Annotated in this window: 2 protein-coding genes; both read left to right on the forward strand. The window is 70.5% G+C overall.

What is annotated here, in order from left to right; translation table 11 throughout:
• Positions 1–507 (forward strand): asparagine synthase-related protein (locus tag IEY55_RS31785; protein ID WP_308424803.1); only part of this gene is annotated, 507 nt, incomplete at its 5' end.
• A partial coding sequence (locus IEY55_RS33195; RefSeq protein ID WP_373290094.1) for a PqqD family peptide modification chaperone occupies positions 419–628 on the forward strand: 210 nt, incomplete at its 3' end. The genes IEY55_RS31785 and IEY55_RS33195, both read left to right, overlap by 89 nt.

Here is a 628-nt window from a genome sequence, read left to right on the forward strand (position 1 = left end):
TACCGGGACGCGATGCACGCCGCCGGGCTCCCTGCCGTCGCCATGCCATTTTTGGACCGGCCAGTGATCGAGGCCGCCCTCGCGGTACACCCGTGGCAGCGCACCGACCCGTGGGCCCCGAAACCGTTGCTGCGGGCCGCATTCGCCGGGACCATCGCCGAACGGCTTCTGAACAGGAGGACCAAGGGGCACTACAACGCCGACATCCTGCACGGTTGGACGATCCACCGCGACCAGCTCGCCACTCTCGCCCGCCGCTCCCTGCTGGCCGAGTACGGACTCATCAACCCCGAGACCCTGCACCAGGCCCTCACCACCCTCGGCCCCCGCGGGCTGCCGCCCGTCTGGCTGACCGAGCTGTACGCGATCGAGCGTTGGCTCCGCGATCTGACCCCACCATTCCCGGAGGCCGCCCACCATGTTGCGCATCCGATGGCCACACCCTGCACGCCGCCCGCCGACGGCGATCAGGCTCGCCCCCGGCGTCTCGACCGCCCCAGTGGATGACGGCCTGACCCTCATCACTGAGGGGACGATCTACCACCTGAACCCGACCGGTGCCGCCATCCTGGCCGCCCTCACCGACGGCGGCATCGAGCACGCGGTCGCCACCCTCACCAGCCGCTAC

It is taken from the genome of Longimycelium tulufanense (assembly GCF_014645795.1).
In the GTDB taxonomy this organism is placed as follows: domain Bacteria; phylum Actinomycetota; class Actinomycetes; order Mycobacteriales; family Pseudonocardiaceae; genus Longimycelium; species Longimycelium tulufanense.